Source organism: Vibrio sp. 11986-1-5, assembly GCF_963878025.1.
GTDB lineage: Bacteria > Pseudomonadota > Gammaproteobacteria > Enterobacterales > Vibrionaceae > Vibrio > Vibrio injensis.
In genome coordinates, this window is record NZ_CAWNVW010000051.1 from 186,811 (window position 1) to 206,873 (window position 20,063).

14 protein-coding genes are annotated in these 20,063 nt (G+C 46.5%); 11 read left to right on the forward strand and 3 right to left on the reverse strand.

Annotated elements, in window-relative coordinates:
* The first annotated feature begins 190 nt into the window (after nucleotides 1–190).
* On the forward strand, nucleotides 191–3,757 hold the full coding sequence (gene pulA, locus AACS00_RS13885) for a pullulanase-type alpha-1,6-glucosidase (RefSeq protein WP_181397583.1): 3,567 nt from the start codon (nucleotides 191–193) through the stop codon (nucleotides 3,755–3,757).
* Nucleotides 3,758–3,942: 185 nt separating this feature from the next.
* Nucleotides 3,943–4,572, forward strand: a complete 630-nt coding sequence (locus AACS00_RS13890) for a response regulator transcription factor (RefSeq protein WP_110167746.1) — start codon at nucleotides 3,943–3,945, stop codon at nucleotides 4,570–4,572.
* Between the two features lie 62 nt (nucleotides 4,573–4,634).
* Here AACS00_RS13890 and AACS00_RS13895 read toward each other — a convergent pair whose 3' ends face one another.
* Nucleotides 4,635–6,374, reverse strand: coding sequence for a potassium/proton antiporter (locus AACS00_RS13895; RefSeq protein ID WP_072670564.1), 1,740 nt, complete (start codon nucleotides 6,372–6,374; stop codon nucleotides 4,635–4,637).
* A 567-nt stretch (nucleotides 6,375–6,941) separates the two neighbouring features.
* Between AACS00_RS13895 and AACS00_RS13900 the strand changes: the two genes are divergently transcribed.
* From AACS00_RS13900 to AACS00_RS13910, 3 genes are all read left to right on the forward strand, one after another.
* Nucleotides 6,942–7,202 carry a DUF4212 domain-containing protein gene (locus AACS00_RS13900; RefSeq protein WP_072670565.1) on the forward strand — a complete coding sequence of 87 codons (261 nt, stop codon included), beginning with the start codon at nucleotides 6,942–6,944 and terminating at the stop codon, nucleotides 7,200–7,202.
* A 5-nt stretch (nucleotides 7,203–7,207) separates the two neighbouring features.
* Nucleotides 7,208–8,989, forward strand: coding sequence for a sodium:solute symporter family protein (locus tag AACS00_RS13905; RefSeq protein WP_110167747.1), 1,782 nt, complete (start codon nucleotides 7,208–7,210; stop codon nucleotides 8,987–8,989).
* 111 nt (nucleotides 8,990–9,100) lie between these two features.
* The gene (locus AACS00_RS13910) at nucleotides 9,101–9,622 is read left to right on the forward strand and encodes a hypothetical protein (protein ID WP_110167748.1); all 522 of its coding nucleotides are present in this window, start codon (nucleotides 9,101–9,103) and stop codon (nucleotides 9,620–9,622) included.
* Between the two features lie 126 nt (nucleotides 9,623–9,748).
* Here the strand turns inward: AACS00_RS13910 and AACS00_RS13915 are convergent, their stop codons facing one another.
* On the reverse strand, nucleotides 9,749–10,420 hold the full coding sequence (locus AACS00_RS13915) for a 7-cyano-7-deazaguanine/7-aminomethyl-7-deazaguanine transporter (protein ID WP_072670568.1): 672 nt from the start codon (nucleotides 10,418–10,420) through the stop codon (nucleotides 9,749–9,751).
* 395 nt (nucleotides 10,421–10,815) lie between these two features.
* Between AACS00_RS13915 and gmk the strand changes: the two genes are divergently transcribed.
* The 6 genes from gmk (at nucleotide 10,816) to AACS00_RS13945 (ending at nucleotide 18,649) form a co-directional block, all read left to right on the forward strand.
* Entirely contained in the window at nucleotides 10,816–11,439 is a 624-nt protein-coding gene (gmk, locus tag AACS00_RS13920; RefSeq protein WP_110167749.1) for a guanylate kinase, read from the forward strand.
* A gap of 157 nt (nucleotides 11,440–11,596) precedes the next feature.
* Nucleotides 11,597–11,869, forward strand: coding sequence for a DNA-directed RNA polymerase subunit omega (gene rpoZ, locus AACS00_RS13925; RefSeq protein ID WP_004394406.1), 273 nt, complete (start codon nucleotides 11,597–11,599; stop codon nucleotides 11,867–11,869).
* A 38-nt stretch (nucleotides 11,870–11,907) separates the two neighbouring features.
* Nucleotides 11,908–14,028 (forward strand): bifunctional GTP diphosphokinase/guanosine-3',5'-bis pyrophosphate 3'-pyrophosphohydrolase, encoded by a 2,121-nt coding sequence (gene spoT, locus AACS00_RS13930; RefSeq protein ID WP_110167750.1) that lies wholly within the window; start codon nucleotides 11,908–11,910, stop codon nucleotides 14,026–14,028.
* A 100-nt stretch (nucleotides 14,029–14,128) separates the two neighbouring features.
* Nucleotides 14,129–14,815, forward strand: a complete 687-nt coding sequence (gene trmH / locus AACS00_RS13935; protein ID WP_110167751.1) for a tRNA (guanosine(18)-2'-O)-methyltransferase TrmH — start codon at nucleotides 14,129–14,131, stop codon at nucleotides 14,813–14,815.
* A 69-nt stretch (nucleotides 14,816–14,884) separates the two neighbouring features.
* Entirely contained in the window at nucleotides 14,885–16,966 is a 2,082-nt protein-coding gene (recG, locus tag AACS00_RS13940) for an ATP-dependent DNA helicase RecG (RefSeq protein ID WP_110167752.1), read from the forward strand.
* 288 nt (nucleotides 16,967–17,254) lie between these two features.
* Complete coding sequence (locus AACS00_RS13945; protein WP_110167753.1) at nucleotides 17,255–18,649, forward strand: uracil-xanthine permease family protein; 1,395 nt, start codon at nucleotides 17,255–17,257, stop codon at nucleotides 18,647–18,649.
* Between the two features lie 70 nt (nucleotides 18,650–18,719).
* Here the strand turns inward: AACS00_RS13945 and envZ are convergent, their stop codons facing one another.
* Complete coding sequence (gene envZ / locus AACS00_RS13950) at nucleotides 18,720–20,021, reverse strand: two-component system sensor histidine kinase EnvZ (protein ID WP_110167754.1); 1,302 nt, start codon at nucleotides 20,019–20,021, stop codon at nucleotides 18,720–18,722.
* Between the last annotated feature and the right edge of the window lie 42 nt (nucleotides 20,022–20,063).

Below are 20,063 nucleotides of genomic sequence, written 5' to 3' on the forward strand. Positions count from 1 at the left end.
ACCCTACCAAGCGTGATAATGGTTCGTAGATTGTAATTTTTATCGCTCTAAAAAATCTTTATCGCGATGGCTCACATTTTGTATAGGTTGCTTATCCCTAGCATGTCCAGTGAACTCATAACCTGACTAATTCTATAACGTTGTTAATTAAATATTTTATAGATTAGATAGAAAACTAGGGACTTAGAACGTGAACAAACCTAATTTTTCGGCATTAAGTAAAGCTATGCTGCCCATTTTAGCAGGCAGTTTACTGGTCGGTTGTAACTCGTCATCGGATGATGATATCGCCGCAGAAACACAAACCGTCACCGTTTTTTATAAAGCTGACTCCACATTACGTAGTCAAACTAGCGATAACGATCTTTATCAGGGGCTCACTCTCCACGTATGGAACGATAACCATTGTCGTTCCTATGCAGGAAGCAATACCGAGTGGAATAATGGTCTCGCTCCAAATGGGATTGATGCCACCTTCGGAGCTTACTGGCACCTACCCTACAGGCAAGATGCTTCGCAGTGCATCAATATGATCCCTCACTTTGGTAACGATAAACCACTGGGTGAACTTGATACGAAAATTGACTTAACCCAACTAGGGAAAAATGCCAGCGTCTATACTCAACAAGGAGTAGCCGCCGTTTACCCTGAGTTAATTGCTAGAAGTGAGTTAAGACAAGATACATTACGTATTTACCTTAATAGCCAAGATGGTGACGAAAGCGATTTTACACTGCATGTTTGGAACGATAAAAATGGTGAATGCAGCAGTTACGATGCCGAAGAAACAAGTTGGCCTGGACTCCGCCCGAGTGGATTGAGTAAAACCTATGGTGCTTATTGGGACTTACCCATAAACAACAATGGTGATTGTATAAACCTTATCGCCAACACTAACGGCAATGGCGATTACCAAACCGACAACTTGAAGTTTGAGTTTGCTCAACAAGGGGTCATTGGAGCGATTGGGATGCTATTTAAAGGCACCAATAAAGTCTTTTATCAACCATTAGCACGCTTGCCACAAGGCCAAGTGGATATCATCGGTGCCAGTGCTATATTTGCTGACGCTAAGACGGTATTAGTCGGCAATAAAGAGGCGACCTCAGTGACACTCTATCACTCAGCGCAAGGTGAGCTTCGTTTTGATTCCGCCAGCAAATCGGTGACTGGTTTTGATAGCCAGTTCACCTCTAAGCTTAAAGCCGCCAATGATTGGACATCAGAAAAACCCCATCTCAAAGATGACTTTGTTGGTTTTAGTTTTGACTATAGCGAAGAACAATTGAAACAATTACTCAAAGGTCAGCTCTGGTTAGTCGCCAGTGATCATCAGGGGGTAATTCAAGCGACAGAAGTGCAACCCGCCAGTGCCTTGGATGCTCTCTATGCCGATGAAGCTGTCAAGTTGCCATACGGCGCACTAACGAATGGTAATACAACCACTTTCCGTCTCTGGGCGCCAACCGCTCAATCCGTCAAGCTGATCCCTTATGGTGCTGATAAAAAAGCCCAAGCTCCTATAGCAATGGAATTTGATGCTAAATCAGGCAGTTGGTCAGTAGAAGAGACGGAGCTAAAACATGGCGATTTTTATCGCTATCAAGTAACGGTTTATCATCCAGCCACGGATAGAGTGGAACGCTATGAAGTTACGGACCCGTATTCACTTAGCTTGGCGATGAACTCAGAATATAGCCAAGTGGTGGATCTCAACCATCCTGATCTTACACCTGCCGGTTGGGAGGACTTAAAAGCGCCTCATTCGCAAACCAACCCTGCTCAGTTTGTGCTTTATGAAGCTCATGTGCGCGATTTCTCCGCTTTAGATGACAGCACACCTAAAGCCCACCGTGGTAAATTTACTGCTTTTGCTCAATCAGATACCGTACCCGTTAAACATCTGCAAAAATTGGCAGAATCAGGAGTCACCCACCTACATCTACTGCCGGTGTTTGATATTGCTACCATTAATGAAGATCCAACCAAAGTAGCCGATATTGATCAGCCATTCAGTAAACTGTGTCAATTACAGCCCGCGGTGCAAAACGATCCCGCTTTTGGTACTTACTGTGCGACTGAGATAACCATTTCGGCCGTATTCCATCAGCTAAAAGGCGATGACCATAAACAAAACCCTGTGGTGCAACGCCTAAATGGCTTTGTGCGCGATGTCGATAGCTTTAACTGGGGGTATGATCCTTTCCACTTTACCGTTCCCGAAGGCTCTTACTCAACCAACCCTGATGGTACAACGCGCATTAAAGAGTTCCGTCAGATGGTGATGGCGGTAAAACAAGAGATTGGTATGAACATGGTTATGGATGTTGCCTATAACCACACCAATGAAGCTGGCGTCTCAGATAAATCGGTACTCGATAAAATTGTCCCTTGGTATTACCAACGCTTGAACGAGTTTTCTGGTCAAGTAGAAACCTCTACCTGCTGCTCGAATACCGCACCAGAAAATCGGATGTTTGCGAAATTGATTGATGATTCGATTTATACCTGGACCAAAGCATACAAAATTGATGCCTTCCGTTGGGATTTAATGGGCCATCACCCACTTGAGCAAATTCTAGGCACTTTCAAAGTAGCGCAACAGGCCAATCCTGAGGTCTACTTCTATGGTGAAGGTTGGAACTTTGGTGAAGTGGCCAATGATCGTCAATTCAAGCAAGCGACACAGCTCAACTTAGCCGGTACGGGGATCGGTTCATTCTCCGATCGCCTACGGGATGCTGTACGTGGCGGCGGCCCCTTTGATAGCCAAGAATTCCTACGTAGTAACCAAGGCTTTGGTAATGGTATCCATGTTCTGCCTAATGATCTAGCTACAGACAATAACCGTGCCACCGCGCTACATTTGGCGGATATTGTGCGAGTTGGTATGGCTGGTAACTTAAAAGATTTTACATTTACCGATAGCGAAGACCAACTAATCAAGGGTTTTGACCTCAAATACAACGGCCAGCCCACAGGCTATGCGCAAGATGCTTGGGAAATACAGAACTACGTTTCCAAACATGATAATCAAACTTTATGGGACAATAACCAATTCAAGATTGCCTATGGTGTTACCACCGATGAGCGCGTGCGCATGCAAGCAGTGAGCTTATCCACAGCGATATTAGGTCAAGGGGTACCGTTTATTCATATGGGTAGCGAGATCTTACGCTCTAAATCGATGCAGCGTGACTCTTACGACTCTGGAGATTGGTATAACCGCGTCGACTTCACCATGGACACTCACAACTGGAATATCGGTTTACCTCGTGAAGATAAAGATGGCGAAAACTGGAAGATAATTGAAGATGTGATAACCGGAGCAGGTACTAACGCTCAACCAGATAAAACCGATATGGAAACCATGCAAGGTTATTTCCATGAGCTTGTTCAATTACGCGCTTCATCCGGCCTGTTCACTCTGGGTAAAGGGGAAACCATTATCGAAAGAGTCAAATTCCACAACACGGGTAGTGAGCAGATTGCAGGTGTGATTGTCATGAGCATTGATAATAGCGGTGAGCGTTTTGATGGTGCGATTGATGCCGAGCGCCAAGGTCTGCTGGTAGTGATTAACGCCTCACCAGAACCTTTAGCACACTTTGCCAACTTTGACGCTACTGGCTATCAGCAGCACAGCATTCAGCAAGCAGCAGGCGCGAACTCGATTGGCGCAGGAGCCAGTGTCAATAACGGTAAGTTATCGGTTCCGGCTTGGTCAGTCGCGGTGTTTGAGAAACCGGCCAGCTAATAAGTTAAAAAGTAGCTCGTAAACGAAGCCTATCATTCAGCGTCAAGTGCTTACCCATTTGACGCTTTTTTCATTGAGCACAATAAAAAGGCGATACAGTTCAGACTTTTAGTTCATCGCCATTGTGACTATCAACAAACAAGACAATAATTTCTGTAACTAAATGTTCAAAAGTAATTAACGTCATGGACTCGACCTACACCATTATTATCGCTGATGATCATCCACTGTTTCGTAATGCGCTATTTCAATCGGTGCATATGGCGATCAGCGGCGCTCATTTGCTTGAAGCAGACTCATTAGACGCCCTATTGAACCTATTAAGCCAGCAAGCGGATGTTGATCTACTGCTGCTCGACCTGAAAATGCCCGGAGCCAATGGCATGTCGGGCTTGATTCAATTGCGCACTCTTTACCCTGAGCTGCCCATCGTGGTTATTTCTGCCAGTGAAGAATCAGCGATAGTCTCTCAAGTCAAACATCATGGTGCGTTTGGCTTTATTCCTAAATCCAGCGATATGCGCAGCTTGATCAGCGCACTTAATCAGGTGCTCAATGGCGAACCTTATTTCCCGGCAGGATTGGTCGACATCCCCAATCAAGGTAATGACTTAGCCGAGAAAATCGCCACGCTCACTCCCCAACAATATAAAGTGTTAGGGATGCTCTCCGACGGTTTATTGAATAAACAAATCGCCTATGAACTCAACGTCTCCGAGGCAACGATTAAGGCCCATATGACGGCAATTTTCCGTAAGTTAAACGTCACCAACCGAACTCAAGCAGTCATTTTGCTCAAACAAATCGAATGGTAGTTGACCCGCAGTGCGCGTCGCTATCAGCGCCCACTGCCGGCTCTCGATATTAGCTATAGGCCTTATTCCGTGGACTCTTCTTCTTCGGCAGGTAAGCGTAAACCGACCTTAGTCACTTGCCAATCGACCACATCCGCGACTACCCACTGCAAACCGTACCATTCAAAATAGTCCCCCAACACAGGGCTGTTACCTAACTGCTCAGCAACCAGCTCTTTCAACGTCAGACTTGCCGATTGCTCACCTAAATCTAAACCATATAACAGCGCAACATCGACCAACTTAGTATTAATGTCCAAGAAAAAATCACCGAAGAAGCGAGCCAACGAGGCTTTTTCTGGCGCTTCGCTGAACAGTTGACTTAAGGCTGGAAGATCATTCTCTTGACCTAAAACACAGAGAATATCCGCCTCTTGCAACTGAGTGCTACCGGATGGGTAAAGCAATTGTTGATCGCGAAACACTGCGACAATTCGAGTCCCTTCCGGCATAAACAAGTTGCGTAGTGGTTCACCGATACACCATTTATCTTCTTTAAGGCGATAGACAAACAACTCCCACTGGCTAGCGGGAAAGGCCTCTACACCAGTACGATAAATTGGCTCAGGTTTGGGCGGCAACTCAACTTTAGCCAAGCTCATCGCTTGAGTTAATGAGCCGCCCTGCACGATCAGCGACACCATAACCACGAAAAAGGCGAGGTTAAAATACAACTGAGCGTCTGGTAATCCGGCCATCATCGGAAACACGGCCAAAATAATCGGCACCGCGCCGCGCAACCCTACCCACGAGACAAACCATTTTTCACGAGCGGTAAAACTTTTAAACGGCAGCAAACTGATCCACACCGACAGAGGCCGCGCAAAGACAATCATCCCAAAAGCCAAGGCCAGTCCTGGCAAAACGATATCCAGCAAATTAGAAGGAGTGACTAATAGCCCGAGCACCAAGAACATACCGATTTGTGCCAACCAAGTCATACCATCCAATACGTTTAAAATTGACTGGCGGCCACGAGTTGGGCGGTTACCGAGCAGTAAACCGACTAAGTAAATCGACAAGATGCCACTACCACCAAGCGCATTGGACAAAGCGAAGATGATTAAGCCGCCACTGACGGTTAGGATTGAGTAAAGTCCTTCAGGAAGCTGAGTATGATTGATCAACTTCCACAGTAGCCAGCCACCACTCAATCCCATCAATGCACCAACACCAAATTGCTGGACAAAACTCAGTGCTAAAAATCCAGCACTTAAATCCAAACCTTGATTACCCAAAACAGCAATCAGAGTCACAGTAAGAAATATCGCCATCGGATCGTTGGTACCCGATTCAATTTCGAGTGTTGCTCCCACCCGCTCATTTAGACTACGGCCTTTCAGTAATGAGAATACCGCCGCCGCATCCGTCGAGCCAACAATCGCGCCGACCAAAATACCTTGCAATAACGTCAGATCAAATAGCCACATGGCCATCAATCCTGTCAGCGTAGTAGTAATCGCCACCCCAAAAGTGGCGAGAGAAATCGAAGGCCACAAAGCAACGCGGAAACTCGCTACCCGAGTGCGCATCCCACCATCAAGCAAAATAATCGCCAACGCCAAATTACCAATTAAATACGCTAAAGGATAATTATCAAAGACAATCCCCCCTAAGCCATCTTCCCCAGCCAACATTCCGACCGCGAGAAAAACCAATAAAATTGGAATGCCTAATTTTGATGATACGGGGCTGAGCAAAACGCTTAATGCAATCAGTAATGCTCCAATCAGAAAAAAACTATTAATGGTAACTGCGTCCACGTATCCTCCTATCATCGATTAATGATATCGCCCTAACCCATTGTCTCTTGGCCTATATTGTGCACTACTTTATGACACAGTAACGAAAAGTTTATGTAAACAAATGACTGTTTGGACAAAAAAATTCAATTTAATCGCCTCTTCATGCAGTGATGATCATTATACCTTTGGCTAATTCCTTCCCTTTATTCAACAATAAAATCTAAGAATAAAAAAATAACACAATAAAAATCAACACATTAAATCCACTCCCATCACGACTAAAGTTGCACAGATCACCCACATAAAGCCTGCTAACCTTCAAAGTAACAATATTTTAACAATGCAAGAAGGAAGATCGCGATGGCGTTCGATGCAAACAAGCGCGCACAAGCTCACTGGAAAGAAAATTGTCAGAATATGACATCTCAATTTACGGTGCCCTGCAACTCAGGGAGTTTATCCTCACTTTGGTTGCTTGCAGCAATTCCGTCATCTTTGACCTTCGACTGAGGTCAGTTGACACCTTGCCTAACTACTACTCACTTAAAGTTACTCGATAATAAATACATGGAAGGGGACATAACTATGGACGATCATAACACGAACGCCGCCGCTTACTGGAGCGCTAACCTACGCTACATCACAATCAGCCTGATCATCTGGGCCTTAGTCTCTTATGGATTTGCCATCTTGCTGCGGCCAATGCTCGCTGGCATTCATATTGGTGGAACCGATCTGGGTTTTTGGTTTGCGCAGCAAGGTTCGATTATTACCTTTATCGCGATCATCTTTATCTACGCTTGGAAGATGAACCAGTTAGATAAAAAATTTGGCGTAGAGGAGTAATTTTCATGAGTCAATTTGCCATTAACTTACTGTTTGTTGGTGCCTCCTTTGCTCTCTACATCGGTATCGCCATTTGGGCTCGCGCAGGGTCAACCAAAGAGTTTTACGTCGCTGGCGGTGGTGTTAACCCGATTACTAATGGCATGGCCACCGCCGCCGACTGGATGTCAGCCGCTTCATTTATCTCGATGGCTGGCTTACTGGCGGCCGGTGGTTATGCCAACTCTTCTTTCCTAATGGGCTGGACAGGTGGCTATGTACTGTTAGCCATGTTGCTAGCTCCCTATTTACGTAAATTCGGTAAATTTACCGTGCCTGATTTTATTGGTGATCGCTTTTACAGCAAAGGCGCTCGTATCACGGCAGTAGTGTGTTTAATTATCATGTCCGTGACCTATGTTATCGGTCAGATGACCGGTGCAGGCGTCGCTTTTTCCCGCTTCCTAGAAGTCAGCTCTTCTACGGGGATCTGGATCGCTGCTGCTGTCGTGTTTATTTACGCCGTATTCGGTGGCATGAAAGGCATCACTTATACTCAGGTTGCTCAATATGTGGTGCTAATCATTGCCTATACCATTCCAGCGGTCTTTATTTCATTACAACTAACTAATAACCCGATTCCGATGTTTGGTATGTTCAGTACCCATACTGAATCAGGCGTACCACTGCTGGTAAAATTAAATGAAATCGTGCGTGAACTTGGTTTCCAAGATTACACCGCTGATGTCAGCAATAAACTCAATATGGTGCTGTTTACCTTATCATTAATGATAGGTACGGCCGGCTTACCACACGTTATTATCCGTTTCTTTACCGTACCGAAAGTTGCGGATGCACGCTGGTCAGCAGGCTGGACCTTAGTGTTTATCGCCTTACTGTATTTAACTGCCCCAGCGGTTGCCTCTATGGCACGTTTAAACCTGTTAACCACCCTTTATCCTGATGGTCCTAGTGCTCCTGCGCTTAATTACGCAGAGCGTCCTGATTGGATTAAAACGTGGGAACAAACGGGTTTAATTCGCTGGGATGATAAAAATAATGATGGCCGGATCCAAATGTACAACGACAGCCCTGCTTTTGCTGAAAAAGCCACCGAGCGTGGTTGGGCGGGTAATGAACTTACCGTTAACAATGATATTCTGGTCTTAGCCAACCCTGAGATTGCCAATTTACCCAGTTGGGTTATCGGCCTAATCGCTGCTGGTGGTATTGCTGCTGCCTTGTCAACCGCTGCTGGCTTGTTACTGGCGATTTCATCCGCCATCAGCCATGACTTAATCAAAAATATTATTAACCCAAGGATCAGTGAAAAAGGGGAAATGTTAGCCGCTAGGCTATCCATGGCCGGCGCTATCTTACTGGCAACCTATCTGGGGTTAAATCCACCCGGCTTTGCCGCGCAAGTGGTGGCGCTTGCCTTCGGTATCGCAGCAGCAACGCTATTCCCAGCATTAATGATGGGCATTTTCTCTAAGCGTATTAATAGCGCAGGAGCCATTGCTGGCATGCTCACCGGTTTAATTGTGACTCTAGTCTACATCTTTACTTATTTGGGTTGGTTCTTTATCCCAGGTACTAATATGCTGCCTAATACGCCGGATAGCTGGCTATTTGGCTCACTGGGTTATGGTATTTCGCCGCTGTCGTTCGGTGCTGTGGGTGCCATGATTAACTTTGCTGTTGCCTTTGCCGTATCCGCGGTGACTGCACCACCGCCAAAAGAAATCCAAGACTTGGTAGAAAGTGTTCGTTATCCGAAAGGCGCTGGTGTTGCAATTGACCACTAATCAATCACAACCAAGGTGACAAGATTAACATTGACTCACTACTGTACACTCGGGCTTTCAACGGAAAGCCCGAATTTTTAGCAAGCCATTAGGTTTAGGTAGGATGACCGTATGTTTTGGGAATTAATTGCCACGTTTTCCGCCGGTTTAGGCGCTGCTGGTATCGCTTTGTTACTGAGAGCGATAACGCTAAAAAAACTGCCCAAGTGGATTATTCCAGTCTTTGCCGGAGCTGGCATGTTGGGTTTTCAAATTTATTCGGAGTACAACTGGTTTAGCCATCAGCGTAGTTTGTTACCCGCTGGCGTTGAAGTGATACGTACGGCTCAAGAAAGTTCAGGCTGGCGACCTTGGAGTTATCTTTACCCGCAAACGCTGCGCTTTGTTGCTGCTGATGTGAACAATGCCAGCGTCAATCAACGCTACCCCGCATTAGTTTTGGTTGACTTGTATTTTTTTGAAAGACGTATGAGTGCGAGGCGCGTACCTCAGGTAGTGGATTGTGAGGCTGGTGCTCGCGCTGATTTTAGCGACGATTTACTGATACCAGCGACAGCAGAAAACATAACTTCAGGTTGGCACAAGCTAGCAACCGATGATCGATTATTGCTTTTATTGTGCCAGCGACACTAAACAAATATTAAAGATAAGATCGGTGAAGGTCAGCGTTTTCCCCCTTGAGAAAAGCATGACCAGTAACGTTAACCTACTCCGTCACTTTACGTAGATTTAGCCCAGTATTCTACTGGGCTAAATGGTTTATATCTTGACGGGTTTACCTGATGTTTCGGGTTTAACCAAGGTCAATTTATGGATTAAATAATTCAGCAGCACCCCATACATCGGAACAAATAAACCTAAGCTGATCAAGAGTTTTAAACCATAATCGACCAAAGCAATCTCAGTCCAATGTTCAGCCATGAACGGATCTGGACTTTGGTAAAAAGCAATCGCAAAAAAGGCCACTGTATCCAGTGCATTACCGAATAGGGTTGACGCGGTTGGCGCTACCCACCACTGCTTCATCTGTCTGAGACGATTAAAGACATGCACATCTAAGATTTGTCCTAGTAGATAAGCCATAAAACTCGCTACCGCAATACGCGCAACAAACAAGTTAAATTCACTGAGTGGCGTAAAACCTTGGAACTGGCCTTCAAAGAAAATTACCGATAACAAATAGGAAACCGCAAGCGCAGGAAGCATCACCCAGAAAATAATTCTACGCGCTAAGCCAGCCCCAAAGATACGTACTGTTAAATCGGTAGCAAGGAAAATAAAAGGAAAAGTGAACGCGCCCCACGTGGTATGAAAACCGAAGAGTGTGAACGGTAGTTGAACAAGGTAATTACTTGACGCGATAATCACCAAATGAAATAACACTAAATACACCAGCGCTTTACGCAACTGGTCAGGAGTAAACCGACTCATATTGAACCTTTTTAGTTTGGTTTGGGGGCGAGGGAACCCAAATGTAAGCCGCAGCTTCAGTTAATAATGTTACTTAATCGAACAACAATTGCTAGATTAAGGGCGGCGATTATACGCAAACAGGATAAGCTCGCAAGGGTTACTTATTAAGCAATCGTTCTCTTCAATAGGAAATTTTTCTGTACACAGATTCGCCTATCGAGATAGCCACAGCTTTTACTTGAGCCGATCCGCTGGATCATGCTACTCTTCGCGTCCATTTTTCTGACCGAAATTGCCACGATCTAAACGGCATTACACTCAGTCAGTGCTAGTCTTAAGATAAAACTAGCGTTAATTTAGCATGATAAAATAGCGTTTCTCTCATCTTCCAACTCAAACGTGGAACCGAATAAATGGGCAAAGGTACTCTGTATATCGTCTCTGCACCTAGTGGCGCAGGAAAATCTAGCCTAATTGCAGGACTATTGGAACGAAACCCAACCTATGCGATGAAGGTTTCCATCTCGCATACCACGCGCGGAATGCGGCCTGGAGAGCAAGATGGCGTGCATTATCACTTTGTGCAAAAAGAACAATTTGAAGCGCTGATTGAGCAAGATGAATTCCTTGAATACGCCGAAGTGTTCGGGAATTACTACGGCACATCACGAGTTTGGATAGAAGATACGTTAGAAAAAGGCATTGATGTTTTCTTAGACATTGATTGGCAAGGCGCGCAGCAAATTCGCCAGCAAATGCCTCACGCCAAAAGCGTGTTTATTCTACCGCCATCCAAGGAAGAGTTGGAGCGTCGATTGAATACACGTGGACAAGATAGCGCAGCGGTGATTGCCAAACGCATGAGCGAGGCTCGTTCTGAGATTTCTCATTATTGTGAATACGACTATGTGATCGTCAACGACGACTTCGATGTAGCCCTAATGGACTTTAAAGCCATCTTACGCGCAGAAAGATTAAAGCAAGATAAACAAGCCGCCAAATATCAATCGATGATCGCGGCTTTATTGGCGGAATAACCTCCGCCTTGTCCACCAACGAAAGTTGCCATCACTAACAGTGCTGACTTACGTTGGATGACGATGTAATTTGGGCATCGCCTGTCGCTAGTATCTGCTAGCGTTAGGTTGTATACTTTACAATCAACCCTATTTTAGTTAACTATTTGGAGTTCTCATGGCACGCGTAACTGTTCAAGACGCTGTTGAAAAAGTTGGCAACCGTTTCGACTTAGTTCTGATTGCGGCTCGCCGCGCTCGTCAAATTCAAACTGGCGGTAAAGACGCTCTAGTGCCGGAAGAGAACGATAAGACCACGGTTATCGCTCTACGCGAAATCGAAGAAGGTCTGATCACGAAAGATGTACTTGATAATCGTGAGCGTCAAGAGCAACAAGAGCAAGAAGCAGCAGAGTTAGCCGCGGTAAGTAGCATCGTTCATAACCGCTAATTCTGTATCAGCAAGGATTCAACCGACAGGCCTGAAATTTGTATCTATTCGATAGCCTCAAAAGTGTTGTCCAAGAATATCTCACAGAGCCTCAAATAGAGGCTCTGCGCCAATCTTACCTAGTGGCAAGAGATGCTCATGAAGGGCAAACCCGCTCGAGCGGGGAACCGTATATTATCCACCCTGTTGCTGTGGCTCGAATCCTAGCGGAAATGCGCTTGGATTTAGAAACGCTGCAAGCGGCCTTGCTGCACGACGTTATTGAAGATACCTCCGCCACTAAAGCTGAGCTAGAAGCCCAGTTTGGGAGCGCTGTCGCCGAACTGGTTGATGGTGTGTCTAAACTGGATAAACTCAAGTTTCGCGATCGTAAAGAAGCCCAAGCGGAAAATTTTCGCAAAATGGTGCTAGCGATGGTGCAAGATATTCGAGTTATCTTGATCAAACTCTCTGACCGCACTCACAATATGCGTACGCTCGGCGCGTTGCGTCCCGATAAAAAGCGTCGTATTGCCCGTGAAACGTTAGAGATCTACGCCCCTCTCGCTCACCGCTTAGGTATCCATAATATTAAAACTGAGCTGGAAGAGCTGGGTTTTGAAGCCTTATATCCGAATCGCTTTCGGGTCCTCAAAGAAGTGGTCAAAGCGGCTCGTGGTAATCGTAAAGAGATGATTCAACGCATCCATAGTGAAATTGAAGATCGCTTACGAGAAGTCAACCTCTCAGCGCGAGTGGTTGGCCGAGAGAAAAATCTTTATTCCATCTATAACAAGATGAAGACTAAAGAACAGCGTTTTCACACCATTATGGATATCTATGCTTTTCGAGTGATTGTCGATTCGGCTGATACCTGTTATCGCGTATTGGGCCAAGTCCATAGCCTTTATAAGCCTCGTCCGGGGCGAGTGAAAGATTACATCGCGGTCCCTAAAGCCAACGGCTATCAATCTTTACATACCTCGATGGTCGGCCCACATGGCGTCCCTGTTGAAGTGCAAATTCGCACCGAAGATATGGATCAAATGGCCGATAAAGGGGTTGCTGCTCATTGGTCTTATAAAGCCAATGGCGAACGAGGAGGCACCACCGCGCAAGTCAAAGCCCAGCGTTGGATGCAAAGTTTACTTGAGTTACAACAAAGTGCGGGTAACTCGTTTGAATTTATTGAAAACGTAAAATCGGATCTCTTCCCCGATGAAATCTACGTCTTTACTCCCAAAGGGCGCATCGTAGAACTACCGATGGGCGCTACCGCGGTCGATTTTGCTTACGCGGTTCATACCGATGTGGGTAATACTTGCGTTGGCTCACGAGTCGATCGCAACCCTTACCCACTGAGTAAACCGCTTAAAAATGGTCAAACCGTCGAGATCATCAGTGCGCCCGGCGCAAGACCAAACGCCGCTTGGCTCAACTATGTGGTGACCTCTCGTGCGCGGACTAAAATTCGTCAGGTACTGAAAACCATGCGCCGCGAAGAGTCCATCACCTTAGGTCGCCGACTGCTCAATCACGCTCTCGGTGAGCGCTCACTGACCGATATTAGTCCAGAAAATCTGAACCATGTCCTAAGCGAACTCAAAATCGCTAATGAGCAAGATTTACTCGCCGCGATTGGTTTGGGTGAACTAATGAGTATCGTCATCGCACGCCGCTTACTGGGTAATGCCGATGAACTCAACGAAACAGAAAACCCTGACGGTTCGGCGAAGAAAAAATTGCCTATCCGTGGCGCAGAAGGCATTTTATTAACCTTCGCTAATTGCTGCCATCCGATCCCCGATGATTCGATCATTGCTCATGTTTCTCCGGGACGAGGCTTGGTTGTACACCGTGAAACCTGTCCAAATGTACGCGGCTATCAACGAGAGCCGGATAAATACATGGCGGTGGAATGGACCAAAGATTACGATCAAGACTTTATCGCTGAACTGACGGTGGATATGCATAATCGCCAAGGTGCACTGGCCGATTTAACCAATGTTATTTCCAATACTGGCTCTAATATCCACGGTCTTTCTACCGAAGAACGTGATGGCCGTTTGTATACAGTAACGGTTCTGTTAAGCACCAAAGACCGAGTCCACTTAGCAGGGATCATGCGAAAAATTCGTGTGATGCCAAACGCCTTAAAAGTGCGGCGCAGAAAGTACTAACCCATCAACGCACAGAAAGCCCTGAATCAGGGCTTTTTTATTAGCAATAAACTGACGAAGAAAAGGTGTGCCGCATTAGCGTGAGCACATAAATAGATTTATGAATTTAGAACGTTATCAACGCATTCAAAATGTGCTTAAAGCCCGTCAAACCGACTTAACCGTCTGTTTGGAAGAAGTCCATAAACCGAATAATGTCTCTGCAGTGATCCGCACCGCCGATGCGGTTGGGTTACACCAGATTCATGCTGTATGGCCAAACGAACAAATGCGTACCTTAAGCCATACATCGGCAGGAGCACGTAACTGGGTTGAAGTCCAGACTCACAACAGCACGCTAGAGGCCGTCAGCCACTTAAAAGAGACTGGCATGCAAATATTGGTGACCAATTTGTCCGAGCACGCTATTGATTTTCGAGCGATTGATTACACCCAACCCACGGCCATCATTTTCGGCAGTGAAAAATCAGGCATCTCGCCACAGGCCTTGCAATTGGCCGATCATGATATTGTTATTCCTATGGTGGGTATGGTTCAATCCTTGAATGTTTCGGTGGCTAGTGCGCTGATCTTATATGAAGCGCAGCGCCAGCGTCAGCAAGCTGGGATGTATGACCGCGAACAAAGCGCCCTATCCCAAGCAACGATTCAGCGTATTTTGTTTGAGCGCGGTCATCCGGTTCTGGCTAAAGTCGCCAAACGTAAAGGACTGGCATACCCATTATTGGACGATCAAGGGCAGATCATCGCTGATGAAAAATGGTGGGACGCGATGCAGCGCGCATAATTTAACTGTACAAATACACAGCCCAATGATTGAATAACACGTACCATTTCTGATTAACTGGTTGATATTATGTCGCAGCTTCTGTCCGCAATACCATTAACATCCCTATCGGGTGTCGGCGCTAAAGTCGCTGAAAAGCTCGCTAAAGTTGGCTTAAGCAATGTACAGGATCTGCTATTTCATCTTCCACTGCGTTATGAAGACCGCTCACGTATCTATCCGATGGTCAAGCTACACCCAGGCTTGTGGGCAGCAGTCCAAGGTAAAATCACCGCCACAGATACCCATTTCGGCCGACGGAAAATGCTCACCGTAAAGATCAGTGATGGTAATGGCTCTCTCACGCTGCGTTTTTTCAATTTTACTGCAGCGATGAAAAATAGCTTCGCGATTGGTAAGGTGATTTATGCGTTTGGCGAGATCAAACCCGGAAATCACGGACTGGAGATCATCCATCCCGATTATCAGCTTTATACTCAGCCACAAGATGCACAACCCGAAGAAGCAACGCTGACCCCCGTTTATCCAACCACGGAAGGCCTAAGGCAAAGTACACTGCGCAGTTTAACCGAACAAGCTCTTGCGCTACTCGACAAAGCCGCGGTACAAGAACTGATGCCTGATGGATTGTACGATAAACAGATCAGCCTTGCTCAAGCGCTGCATATTTTGCATCACCCGCCTACTGATATCGATCTGAGCCAATTTGATGAAGGGCGTCATCCCGCTCAAGTTCGCCTGATCATCGAGGAGTTATTAGCGCAAAACCTCTCTATGCTCGCGGTACGTAGCAAAGGTCAACAAGACGCGGCGCTGCCTCTCATCACTCAAGGTCAACTCAAAAAACAATTTCTTGCCCAGCTGCCTTTTCAACCGACTCAAGCGCAAACGCGAGTCGTAGAAGAGATTGAAACCGATCTCAGCCAAGCCCATCCAATGATGCGCCTAGTGCAAGGGGATGTCGGTTCCGGAAAAACGTTGGTCGCCGCTTTAGCCGCACTCAGAGCCATTGAACACGGTTATCAAGTGGCGCTGATGGCGCCAACCGAATTGCTGGCCGAACAACATGCGGCGAACTTCGCCAACTGGTTTGCTCCGTTAGGTATTCAAGTTGCTTGGCTTGCTGGCAAACTAAAAGGCAAAGCTCGACAAACTGAATTAACGCAGATTGCCATTGGCACCGCAAAAATGATCGTCGGTACCCATGCACTTTTTCAAGAGCAGGTTGAGTTTGATCACCTTGCGTTAGTCATTATCGATGAGCAGCACCGTTTCGGGGTCCATCAACGCTTAGAGCTGCGTGAAAAAGGCGCAAAACAAGGCGCTTATCCACACCAGTTAATTATGACTGCGACCCCGATCCCACGGACTCTTGCCATGACCGCCTATGCGGATTTAGAAACTTCAATTATTGATGAACTGCCTCCCGGACGCACGCCAATCCAAACCGTGGCGATCCCGGATACCAAGCGCAGTGATATCATCGAACGGGTTCGTCATGCTTGCCTGCATGAGCATAAACAAGCTTATTGGGTCTGTACTTTAATTGATGAATCTGAAGTGCTGGAGGCGCAAGCTGCGGCCGATACCGCTGAAGAACTACAGCGCCAGTTGACTGAACTTAAGATTGGCTTGGTCCATGGACGCATGAAACCCGCAGAAAAACAGCAGGTGATGCAAGCCTTTAAAGACAATCAATTGCACCTGTTAGTGGCAACTACCGTCATTGAAGTCGGCGTCGATGTACCGAACGCTAGCTTGATGATCATTGAAAATCCAGAGCGATTAGGTTTAGCACAATTGCATCAATTGCGTGGCCGAGTAGGTCGCGGTTCTGTCGCCAGTCACTGTGTGCTGCTGTACCGTTCACCCTTATCGAAAACCGCGCAAAAACGTTTGGCCGTATTAAGGGAAAGCAACGATGGTTTTGTGATTGCTCAGCGCGATTTAGAAATTCGTGGTCCGGGTGAATTATTGGGCACGAAACAAACCGGATTAGCTGATTTCAAAATTGCCGATCTGGTTCGTGATCAACGCTTAATTCCAGAAGTACAAAGAATAGCGCGGCACATTCATGATCACTACCCCACTCATGCTGATGCGATTATTGAACGCTGGCTCGGTGAGCGCGAAGTCTACGCCAAAGCCTAATATTCACCACATTCTCGTTTTCGTGTTACTTGAACGTACAATGATGTCTGTTACCTCTTATTGATACATTGAAAAGCAAACGTTTGCTTTTTCTGATTAAGGATCTATAATCCCCGCCCAAAATCACCAAGATAACGATGTCTCTACTAGCACTCGACTATAGCAAGCAGAGAATCCGGCTTGGTCAACTCAGAGTTGAGCCTGATTAACAGCAATCACAGGTGATAAAAACTCAACGGTGACGGCCCATTCAGCGCACATCATCGACTGTCATTTTAGGATACCATCATGAGTCACCAACACGATACGCGTCCCTCTGAATTGATCTATCAATTAAATGAGCGCCCGCCTTTGCCCCAAACTTTATTCGCCGCAATCCAGCATTTACTGGCGATGTTCGTTGCCGTCATCACACCGTCGCTGATCATTTGCCAAGCGTTAGGGGTTCCGGCCGATCAAACCAATACCATTATTAGTATGTCGCTGTTTGCCTCTGGTCTTTCATCTTTTATTCAGATCCGAACCTTCGGGCCGATTGGCTCAGGACTGCTCTCGATTCAAGGCACCAGCTTTAACTTTCTTGGGCCAATCATTGGCGCGGGCCTCGCGCTGAAAGCGGGCGGAGCGGATATCGCCACTATGATGGCGGCGATTTTTGGTACCATTTTAGTCGCCTCTTTTGCTGAAATTTTACTATCACGTGTGCTGCAATTTGCCCAGCGGATCATTACCCCTTTAGTTTCTGGTATCGTGGTCACGTTAATCGGTTTGACCTTAGTCCAAGTGGGTTTAGTCTCTATCGGAGGCGGCTACAGCACACTGAGTGATGGTAGCTTTGGTAGCCTTGATAAACTCGCCTTAGCGGGCACCGTATTAGCGCTTATCGTGATCCTTAACCGAGCTCGCAATCCGTATATTCGCGTTGCCTCTATCGTCATCGCCATGCTGGTCGGTTATATCATGGCTTACTTACTCGGCATGGTCGATACTACACAGCGTCCTCAAAGTAGCCTCATCGCCCTGCCTATCCCAATGCAATATGGACTAAGCTTTGATTGGTCTTTATTCATTCCATTAGTGTTGATTTTTTTGATCACGGCGTTAGAAGCGATTGGCGATATCACTGCGACCTCGGAAGTCTCAGGAGAACCGGTCAAAGGCCCCGTCTATATGAAGCGTATCAAAGGAGGCGTACTGGCTGATGGGATTAACTCCGCTCTTGCCGCACTGCTGAACAGTTTCCCTAACTCAACCTTTAGCCAAAATAATGGGGTGATATTATTAACTGGCGTTGCTAGCCGTTATGTCGGTTATTTCATCGCGGCGATGCTGATGTTACTTGGGCTATTTCCCGGTGTAGCAAGCTTTGTCCAGTTAATTCCAGAGCCGGTACTGGGTGGCGCAACGATTGTCATGTTTGGCACGATTGCCGCCGCTGGGGTACGAATCATTTCGCGAGTTGAGCTTGATCGCCGAGCGATTTTAATCATGGCACTGTCTTTCTCGATGGGATTAGGCATTGCGCAAAAACCTGAAATTCTGCAATTTATGCCAGAAATCATCAAAAGTATTTTCTCTTCTGGTGTTGCCGCAGGTGGCATTACCGCGATTCTACTCAATCTCTTATTGCCGGAGCACTCGACTCGCCAAGAGTCAGAAACCACAGTCACAGAGCAAGCATAAGCGAGTTCAAATAATTAAGCCGGTTGGCGATGCGCTAACCGGCTTAATCTCTGACTGACGACTACCTCGCTTACTTGGTTGGAAAACTGAGCTGAATTTTCAAACCACCTTCGCTACGATTATTTAAAACAACCGCGCCATGATGCTGCCCAACGATACGTTTTACGATCGCCAATCCAAGGCCAGTGCCTTCACTGCCTCGCGCAGTATCCCCTCGAATAAAAGGCTCAAAGACTTTTTGTACTTGGCTTGGGTCAATCCCTGGGCCGTTATCTTCGACACAGACCCAAGCCATGCGTTTATCCGCGGTTACCCCAGTACTGATTTTCACCCAACCATTGCCATAACGTAACGCGTTCACCACTAAGTTGCTCACCGCACGTTTAATGGCAATAGGATTGCCAAATACTGGCTCAATCGCGGCTTGAAAAGCTGTTTCAATGTGCAGCTCATAACCACCTTCGGAACTGGCAATGTCTCCAGCAATCTCATTGAGGTCGACCGCTTGAAAAGTTTGTTTATCAACCGGCTTTAAATAGTCCATAAACTGGCTGATGATCTCGTTACACTCCTCGGTATCGCTAATGATCCCTTCAGCGAGATAGCTGTCTTGAGGGGACATCATTTCGGTTGCTAAGCGGATTCGCGTCAATGGCGTTCGCAAATCATGACTGATTCCCGCCATCAATAAGGCTCGGTCTTCTTCCAGCGCTTGAATGCCTTGTGACATTTGATTAAATGCGCGAGTTACCGCGCGAATTTCACTGGCCCCACTCTCGACAATTGGCGGCGGGATCTCCCCTCGTCCGACCGCCAACGCGGCTCTTTCTAACGCAATCAAAGGACGATTTTGCAAACGAATGAATAACCATCCTCCGACCAAGATCAGTACGGCGACAAAAATACTGTTACGAAACAGGGGAGCAAAATCATCTTCCCGTAATTCAGTCAGCGGAATACGTAAGATTTGCTCAGGTAACTGTTCGATTTTCATCCATAGAATATAGCTTTCGGCTCCCACGCCCATGCGAACTTCTGTCGGAGAGCCCAGCTCTTCGCTCATTTTATCACTCATCAAATCGATACTGATCGCGCGTTGAAACTCATCCGCCGCCGGACCATCATCACTAAAGATCTCAACCCCAAGCTTTTCCAACACCCGCAAACGTAGCGATCGATCTAAATTAGGCTCCGCATCGGTAAAGCTATCATCCAACATCAAACTGATTTCATGGCTGAGAATTTTATTGAACTGCTGCAAGCTTGGGATCAGCGCATAATTAATCAGCGCAAAATAGGAGTACGCTTGGCTGGCAACCAAGAGGGTAAAAAACAGCAGAATCGTTTGGGTAAATGAACTACGGATTCGCATAGTGCACCTAAGGTGTGAGAATAATGGAGGGATAAAACGATA